Annotated in this window: 7 protein-coding genes; 5 read left to right on the top strand and 2 right to left on the bottom strand. The window is 59.1% G+C overall.

Annotated features, from left to right (window positions below):
• Nucleotides 1-177: 177 nt before the first annotated feature.
• On the bottom strand, nt 178-1,653 hold the full coding sequence (locus CKW20_RS19610) for an inorganic phosphate transporter (RefSeq protein WP_095054392.1): 1,476 nt from the start codon (nt 1,651-1,653) through the stop codon (nt 178-180).
• Between the two features lie 378 nt (nt 1,654-2,031).
• On the bottom strand, nt 2,032-2,232 hold the full coding sequence (locus tag CKW20_RS19605; protein WP_007935837.1) for a hypothetical protein: 201 nt from the start codon (nt 2,230-2,232) through the stop codon (nt 2,032-2,034).
• Nucleotides 2,233-2,900: 668 nt separating this feature from the next.
• On the opposite strand from CKW20_RS19605, the gene pcaR reads away from it, so the two are divergent.
• From pcaR to pcaF, 5 genes are all read left to right on the top strand, one after another.
• Nucleotides 2,901-3,743, top strand: coding sequence for a pca regulon transcriptional regulator PcaR (gene pcaR, locus CKW20_RS19600; RefSeq protein WP_007903845.1), 843 nt, complete (start codon nt 2,901-2,903; stop codon nt 3,741-3,743).
• A 282-nt stretch (nt 3,744-4,025) separates the two neighbouring features.
• Nucleotides 4,026-5,372, top strand: coding sequence for an MFS transporter (locus CKW20_RS19595; RefSeq protein WP_095054391.1), 1,347 nt, complete (start codon nt 4,026-4,028; stop codon nt 5,370-5,372).
• A 208-nt stretch (nt 5,373-5,580) separates the two neighbouring features.
• Nucleotides 5,581-6,438, top strand: coding sequence for a CoA transferase subunit A (locus CKW20_RS19590; RefSeq protein WP_095054390.1), 858 nt, complete (start codon nt 5,581-5,583; stop codon nt 6,436-6,438).
• Nucleotides 6,438-7,217 (top strand): CoA-transferase subunit beta, encoded by a 780-nt coding sequence (locus tag CKW20_RS19585; protein WP_008005876.1) that lies wholly within the window; start codon nt 6,438-6,440, stop codon nt 7,215-7,217. Before CKW20_RS19590 ends, CKW20_RS19585 begins: the two co-directional genes overlap by 1 nt.
• Nucleotides 7,214-8,419, top strand: coding sequence for a 3-oxoadipyl-CoA thiolase (gene pcaF / locus CKW20_RS19580; protein ID WP_176466930.1), 1,206 nt, complete (start codon nt 7,214-7,216; stop codon nt 8,417-8,419). The genes CKW20_RS19585 and pcaF overlap by 4 nt, the downstream gene beginning before the upstream one ends.
• Nucleotides 8,420-8,437: the final 18 nt, after the last annotated feature.

Raw genomic sequence — 8,437 nt, 5'->3', positions numbered from 1 at the left:
AAAAAGGAAGGAAAGTATTAATATCGCGCATAAGAACGCCGGTTTGTTAGATGTGTTTGCTCGCACGAACATCATCAATCAAATCGGCGTTCTTGTTTCTGTGTTTCCCGGGATTCCGTGAAGAACCATAAAAAAGGCGCGAACCTCACGGAACGCGCCTTTTTCAGTAGCGGTGTATCAGCTACCCAGTGCCTTCGACGCCAGCCAGAACAGGCCGGCCGACAGGGCCACGGTGGCTGGCAGGGTCAGGACCCAGGCCAGCAGGATGGTTCTGACGGTGCCGCCTTGCAGGCCGCTCTTGTTCGCGACCATGGTGCCGGCCACGCCTGAGGACAGGACGTGGGTGGTGGAGACTGGCAGGCTGAAGATGTTGGCCATGCCGATCATGCACGCGGTGGTGATCTGCGCCGACATGCCTTGAGCATAGGTCATGCCTTGCTTGCCGATTTTTTCGCCGATGGTCAGTACCACGCGTTTCCAGCCAACCATGGTACCCAGGCCGAGGGCCAGTGCGACCGCCAAAATCACCCAGAACGGGGCGTATTCGGTAGTGGTGGTCAGGTCCTTGCGCAGCTTGTCCAGGTCAGCTTTTTCACGAGCAGCGAGGCCTGGCAGCTTGGCGACTTTCTTTGCAGTGTCGTCCAGGCAGAGCAGGTAGCGACGCACTTCGATGCGGCTTTCCGACGGCAACGAATGGTAGTCGGCTACACCTTTAAGGGTGCCAAGCAGCGCTGCAATGGTCGGTTCGGTCTGTTGCGGGTTGCAACGGAATTTCTCCGGCAGATCGCCTTTGACGCTTTTGCCCAGTGCCAGGAACTCACCCAGGGATTCGCGGTTGCGCTCGTAGAACTGGCTCAGATGCAGGGTCGCATCGCGAGTCCGTTCGATCTGGTAGGTGGTGCTGTTCAGGTCAAGGACGAACTGCGCCGGCACAATACCGATCAGCACCAGCATGATCAGACCGATACCTTTCTGGCCATCGTTCGAGCCGTGCACGAAGCTGACCGCCATCGCCGACATCACCAGTACCAGACGGTTCCAGAATGGCGGGTGTTTCTTGTCGTCGATCTTGCGGCGCTGTTCCGGTGTCTTGTGCATCTTGGACAGCGGACGCCACCATTTAAGGCTGATCAGCACCAAGGCTGCGATCAGGAAGCCGGCCATCGGTGAGAACACCAGGGACGCACCGATATCGATCGCCTTCTGCCAGTTCACGCCATCGGCCAACGGAATGTCGTTGATCAGGGCGTTGGCCAGGCCGACACCGAGGATTGAACCGATCAGCGTGTGGGAGCTGGAGGCCGGGATACCGAAGTACCAGGTGCCCAGATTCCAGGTGATGGCGGCGGCGAGCAACGAGAACACCATGGCCAGTCCGTGACCGGTGTTCACATTGATCAGCAGTTCTACCGGCAGCAAATGGACGATGGCATACGCCACGCCCACACCGCCCAGCAGCACGCCGAGGAAGTTGAACACACCGGAAAAGAACACCGCCAGATGAGGCGGCATGGCTTTGGTGTAGATAACAGTGGCCACCGCGTTTGCGGTGTCATGAAAGCCGTTGATGAACTCGAAGGCGAGGACAAAGGCCAGGGCGAGCAAGAGGCTCACAAGCACCCAAGCATCCAGTCCGCTGAATAAATCGATCATGAAGGTTTTCTGACCCGGTCATAAGGGGGCGCGATTATGCCAGAAAAGACTGCTGATCAATGCACTTGCTGCTCATTGGTTACATTCTTCAACGAATTATTTGGTGGCAATCCCCCAAGCCCCAGGTTTTTTCAGGGTTTTACAAGTCATTGAATTTACTTGCAAAGGCCGCAGCCACAAGGGTTTCTCCCGTCGGGACGAGAGCTTTGAACGTTTGTGTGAAATATCTGGGAAGAGGGTCAGACAGGAGCCATTTGCCCCATCCAACGGATGAAGGGGGCCGCTGCCCGCTTGTAGCGGGCACGAAAAGCATCATCGATACAACCCGCTTTTAACGGATGCAGACGCAGGCTCTTGAAAGGATTCAGGCCGAGGCGGTCATGGCTCTTCGGCTTTGAGTTCCTTTTCCATCTTCTGCAATTCCTGAGTGAAGGCCTGATCCTGAACAGTGGCGCGTTTACGCCAGGGTTTGCGTTCGGGTTCGGGCTGAGCGGCGTAGGTGGTGACTTCCCCGCCGTAAACTTCCTTGTAACGTTGTTCCTGGCGCTCAAGTTCCGCGCGCAGTTCGTCTTTCGTCACAGTGCTACCTGATTGAGTTGAGATTAATTCTGGTGAAACGCGCTGCATCGATTTATTGACCCTGCTCGTTGAAGGGACAATGCCTGATACGGCATCGTTCCCTCGGAGCAATCAATACGTCCTTGTTGCAGGCGGCCACGGCACCAGAGATAAACAGCTGACGTAGCATCAGACTCCTGTTTCAGCGAGCGCATTGGCGGAACATATCAAATGAGCGTCAGGCGCTTGCTGCGGACAGCGGCAATGGATATTGCGCTGCCGGTTGGCGGAATCGGCAGGTAAAAAACCGATCGCCACTGAGATGCATTATAGCGGTCGATCCGCAGAACACTATCTCTTGAGAGTTAAAAGTAGTTCCTCATGAGTGATTGTTTTGTTACTTGCAAAGTTTTACCGGTAACTACGCTGCGGGTGATGCAGTTGCACCGGTGACTTTCTGGCGCCATTAAGCTGAACAGATTATTACATCGTCCTTCTTTAAGTCAGTGACAGAAAATAACAACCGTGTTGTGCGACGAGCGAACGCAGTGTGCCTCACTCGTAAGCACCGGCGATTGCGATTATCGGCCAATGATTCGATAATCGCCCAATCTTGGTGGCCGGTGGCTTGTGTGTCAGACCGGGAGCCGCTTGTAATAGTCGCTGATCCGTCTGGGAAACAACCTGATATGAACGATCAAATGCGCAACTCCTTCGCTTCAGTGGCACCACCGATCGTTGCCTCGCCCGCCAAGCGAATCCAGGCCTTGACCGGTGATCCGGATTTCATGACCTCCCTGGCCCGTGGTCTGGCGGTGGTGCAAGCGTTCCAGGAACGCAAGCGGCACCTGACCATTGCGCAGATCAGCCACCGCACAGAAATTCCCCGCGCCGCTGTGCGGCGTTGCCTGCATACCCTGATCAAGCTCGGCTACGCCACCACTGACGGGCGTACTTATTCGCTGCTGCCCAAAGTACTGACCCTGGGCCATGCCTATTTGTCGTCGACACCATTGGCGGTTTCTGCCCAGCCGTATCTGGACCGCATGAGCGAACAACTGCATGAGGCCTGCAACATGGCCACCCTGGAAGGCGATGACATTTTGTACATTGCGCGCTCGGCGACCACCCAACGACTGATTTCCGTCGACCTCTCGGTGGGCGGTCGACTGCCGGCCTATTGCACATCCATGGGCAGGATTCTTCTTGCCGCGCTGGACGATACGTCGCTGCGCGAGTACCTCGACCATGCCGAGCTGCAAGCCAAGACCAGCCGCACCTTGCATACCCCCGAGGCATTGCTCGAATGCCTGCAAGAGGTACGGCAACAAGGCTGGTGCATCGTCGATCAGGAACTGGAACAGGGCCTGCGCTCGATTGCCGTTCCGGTGTACGACGCTTCCGGCCAAGTGGTGGCGGCGTTAAACGTCAGCACCCACGCTGGCCGGGTCAGTCGCAGCGAGCTGGAACAGCGTTTCTTGCCCGGTCTGTTAAGCGCCAGTCGTGATCTGAGCGCACAACTCTTCGCCTAAGCTGTTCGATAAACGCACAGAGTCGGGTTTATCGAATTGACGCTCTTTCCCTTGGATCATTAATGTCGCGGCAGCGTCATCCGGCACTACTGTCTTCAGTCAGTCGCCGGACGACGACCCAATAATAATGAGAAGAGGCATCAGCATGCGCACGTTTCCCGACTGTCGCTGTTTCCCCCGATTTAGCTGCCGAAACCCGATCGCCTGAGCCCGACCTCCTTTTCTTGTAACAGCGTCAGCCCCGGCCCTGTTCGACTGCGTTCTTTGCGTGGAATAAAAATAATGAACCAGCCTCAGTCTGCTGTAGGAAACTGCCTCGACGTGCAGTCCTTCATCAACGCTCAACCCATTTCGCGCTACCAATGGCGGGTGGTGATTCTATGTTTCCTGATTGTTTTCCTCGATGGCCTCGACACCGCGGCTATGGGTTTTATCGCGCCGGCACTGTCCCAGGACTGGGGCATCGATCGCGCCAGTCTCGGCCCGGTGATGAGTGCGGCGCTGATCGGCATGGTCTTCGGCGCTTTGGGTTCCGGCCCGTTGGCTGACCGATTCGGGCGAAAAGTCGTACTGGTGGGCGCGGTGCTGTTGTTCGGTGCTTTTAGCCTGGCGTCGGCCTATAGCACCAACGTCGATCAGCTGCTGGTGCTGCGTTTCCTTACCGGCCTGGGGCTGGGCGCTGGCATGCCGAACGCCACGACACTGTTGTCCGAATACACCCCGGAGCGCAAAAAATCCCTGCTGGTGACCAGCATGTTCTGCGGCTTCAACCTCGGCATGGCCGGTGGCGGGTTCATCTCGGCCAAACTGATCCCGGCCTTCGGCTGGCACAGTCTGTTGATGATCGGCGGGATTCTGCCGTTGATCCTCGCGGTTGTATTGCTGTTCTGGTTGCCGGAATCGGCGCGCTATCTGGTGGTGCGCAATCGGGGCACGGACAAAGTGCGCAAGGCCCTGGCGCCAATCGACCCGACGGTGGTGGCTCAGGCTTCGAGCTTCAGCGTGCCGGAACAGAAAACCGTGAAGGCGCGCAATGTGTTTGCGGTGATCTTCTCCGGTACTTATAGCACCGGCACGTTGTTGCTGTGGCTGACGTACTTCATGGGCCTGGTGATCGTTTACCTGCTGACCAGTTGGCTGCCGACGCTGATGCGCGACAGCGGCGCGAGCATGGAGCAGGCAGCGTTCATTGGTGCGCTGTTCCAGTTCGGTGGGGTGTTGAGCGCAGTGGGTGTGGGCTGGGCGATGGACCGGTTCAATCCGCACAAGGTCATCGGCATTTTCTACTTGTTCGCCGGGGTGTTTGCCTACGCGGTAGGGCAGAGCCTGGGCAACATCACATTGCTCGCGACCTTGGTATTGGTGGCCGGGATGTGCGTCAACGGCGCGCAATCGGCGATGCCGTCGCTGGCGGCGCGGTTTTACCCGACTCAAGGGCGGGCGACCGGTGTGTCGTGGATGCTCGGGATTGGCCGCTTCGGCGCGATCCTGGGTGCATGGATGGGGGCGACGCTGCTGGGCCTGGGCTGGAATTTCGAACAGGTGCTGACGGCGTTGGTAATCCCGGCCGCGTTGGCGACCACTGCGGTGGTGATCAAGGGCATGGTCAGCCATGCGGATGCGACCTGAGGGGAGATGTGATCGTTCCCACGCGGAGCGTGGGAACGATCGGCAGAGGAGATCGGTAGCGAGACAACAATATGTTCGATAAACGAACACTCAGTCGATTATCGGATTGTTTGGGTTTTTCCAGGGGCTTACTCTTCAGTCATTCCGGCGCTGAACCTCGCGCCTTTTTCTACCACTGTCGGTTCATAACAAAACGGGAGCCTGCCCCATGGCTGAAATCCTTTCGCTGCATGACGCGATAAAGCAGTTCGTCAACGACGGCGATACCGTCGCGCTCGAAGGCTTTACTCACCTGATTCCTACGGCGGCGGGTCACGAAATCATCCGCCAGGGCAAGAAAGATCTGACCCTGGTGCGGATGACGCCCGACTTGATCTACGACCAGTTGATCGGTGCCGGTTGTGCTCGCAAGCTGATTTTCTCCTGGGGCGGTAACCCGGGCGTGGGCTCGCTGCACCGTCTGCGTGACGCGGTCGAAAGGCAGTGGCCGCATGCGCTGGAAATCGAAGAGCACAGCCATGCCGACCTGGCCAATGCCTACGTCGCGGGCGCTTCGGGCTTACCGTTCGCGGTGCTGCGTGCCTACGCTGGCTCCGACCTGCCAAAGGTCAACCCGCTGATCAAGACCGTTACTTGCCCGTTCACCGGCGAAGTGTTGGCAGCGGTGCCGTCGGTGCGCCCGGACATCACCGTGATTCACGCGCAGAAAGCCGACCGCAAAGGCAACGTGCTGCTCTGGGGCATTCTCGGCGTGCAGAAGGAAGCCGCGCTGGCAGCCAAGCGCTGCATTGTCACCGTTGAAGAAATTGTTGACGACCTCAACGCACCGATGAACGCTTGCGTGCTGCCGACCTGGGCCTTGAGCGCGGTCTGCCATGTTCCGGGTGGCGCACATCCGTCCTACGCCCTTGGTTACACCGAACGCGACAACCGCTTCTATCAAGCCTGGGACCCGATTGCCCGCGACCGTGAAACTTTCACCGCGTGGATCAACGAGTACATCCACGGTAGCGCTGACTTCAGTGAGTTCCAGGCCAAGCTGGCCGCTGCTTCGGAGGCCAAGTAATGACTTACACCACCAATGAAATGATGACTGTCGCCGCCGCCCGCCGTCTGAAAAACGGTTCGGTATGCTTCGTCGGCATCGGCCTGCCGTCGAAAGCCGCCAACCTGGCACGTCTGACTTCCTCGCCAGATGTCGTCCTGATCTATGAATCGGGTCCGATCGGTGCCAAACCGAGTGTATTGCCGCTGTCGATCGGTGACGGTGAACTGGCGGAGACCGCCGACACTGTCGTCCCGACCGGTGAGATTTTTCGCTACTGGTTGCAGGGCGGGCGCATCGACGTCGGTTTCCTCGGCGCCGCGCAAGTCGACCGCTTCGGTAACATCAACACCACGGTGGTGGGCGACTACCATCAGCCGAAAGTTCGCCTGCCGGGTGCCGGTGGCGCGCCGGAAATCGCCGGTTCCGCCAAGAGCGTGCTGATTATCCTCAAGCAATCGGCGCGCTCCTTTGTCGACAAGCTCGACTTCATTACGTCGGTCGGCCATGGTGAGGGCGGGGATTCACGCAAGCGTCTCGGTCTGCCGGGCGCCGGTCCTGTCGGCATTATTACCGACCTGTGCATCATGGAACCCGAAGCGGATACCCATGAATTCGTGGTGACCGCGTTGCACCCAGGGGTGACCCGCGAGCAAGTGATCGCCGCCACCGGTTGGGCGATTCGTTTTGCCGATCAGGTGGAAAACACCGCCGAGCCAACCGATGTCGAGCTGACCGCGCTGCGCGATCTGGAAGCCCGCACCGCTGCGGCCCACGGCCAAGCACCTGGAGAAGCCTGATGCGTGACGTTTATATCTGCGACGCCATTCGCACCCCCATCGGCCGTTTTGGCGGCGGCCTGTCGGCGGTTCGCGCCGACGATCTGGCCGCCGTGCCGATCAAGGCGCTGATGACGCGCAACCCGTCGGTGGACTGGAACGCGGTGGACGAGGTGTTCCTCGGTTGCGCCAACCAGGCTGGGGAAGACAACCGCAACGTGGCACGCATGGCGTTGCTGCTGGCAGGCCTGCCGGAAACCATTCCCGGGGTCACCCTCAACCGTCTTTGCGCTTCGGGCATGGATGCGATTGGCACGGCGTTCCGGGCCATCGCCAGTGGCGAGATGGAGCTGGCGATTGCTGGTGGCGTCGAGTCGATGTCCCGTGCACCGTTCGTGATGGGCAAGGCTGATGCGGCGTTCTCGCGCAATATGAAGCTGGAAGACACCACCATCGGCTGGCGTTTCATCAACCCGTTGATGAAAGCCCAATATGGCGTCGATGCGATGCCGCAGACCGCCGATAACGTGGCCGACGACTACCAGGTTTCCCGCGCCGATCAGGATGCTTTCGCCCTGCGCAGTCAGCAGCGCACGGCCGCCGCGCAAGCCGCTGGATTTTTCGCCGAAGAAATCGTTGAAGTGCGCATAGCCCACAAGAAGGGTGAAAGCGTCGTCACGCAGGATGAGCATCCCCGCGCTGACACGACATTGGAAACCCTGGCCAAACTCAAACCGGTCAACGGCCCGGATAAAACCGTCACCGCCGGCAATGCCTCCGGAGTGAACGACGGTGCGGCGGCGTTGATTCTGGCCTCCGGCGACGCCGTGAAGAAACATGGCCTGACTGCCCGCGCTCGCGTGTTGGGCATGTCGAGTGCCGGTGTCGCACCCAGGGTGATGGGCATCGGCCCGGTGCCAGCGGTGCGCAAATTGACCGAACGCCTGGGCCTGGCGGTCAGCGATTTCGATGTGATCGAACTCAACGAAGCCTTCGCCAGCCAGGGCTTGGCCGTGCTGCGTGAGCTGGGACTGGCGGATGACGCGGCCCAGGTCAACCCGAACGGTGGCGCCATTGCCTTGGGTCATCCGCTGGGCATGAGCGGTGCACGCTTGGTATTGACCGCGCTGCATCAACTGGAAAAAAACGGTGGCAAGAAAGGTCTGGCGACCATGTGCGTCGGTGTCGGCCAGGGTCTGGCCTTGGCGATCGAACGGGTCTGACACACAGAAGTGACTAAT

Origin of the sequence: Pseudomonas sp. Irchel s3b2, assembly GCF_900187445.1 — a bacterium.
Taxonomy (GTDB): domain Bacteria; phylum Pseudomonadota; class Gammaproteobacteria; order Pseudomonadales; family Pseudomonadaceae; genus Aquipseudomonas.
This window is presented reverse-complemented; position numbering and strand designations above follow the sequence as displayed.

Excerpts from the sequence above, each read along its gene's own strand:
- CKW20_RS19610 (WP_095054392.1), bottom strand. The coding sequence starts at position 1,653 with ATGATCGATTTATTCAGCGGACTGGATGCTTGGGTGCTTGTGAGCCTC.
- pcaR (WP_007903845.1), top strand. The coding sequence starts at position 2,901 with ATGAACGATCAAATGCGCAACTCCTTCGCTTCAGTGGCACCACCGATC.
- CKW20_RS19595 (WP_095054391.1), top strand. The coding sequence starts at position 4,026 with ATGAACCAGCCTCAGTCTGCTGTAGGAAACTGCCTCGACGTGCAGTCC.
- CKW20_RS19590 (WP_095054390.1), top strand. The coding sequence starts at position 5,581 with ATGGCTGAAATCCTTTCGCTGCATGACGCGATAAAGCAGTTCGTCAAC.
- CKW20_RS19585 (WP_008005876.1), top strand. The coding sequence starts at position 6,438 with ATGACTTACACCACCAATGAAATGATGACTGTCGCCGCCGCCCGCCGT.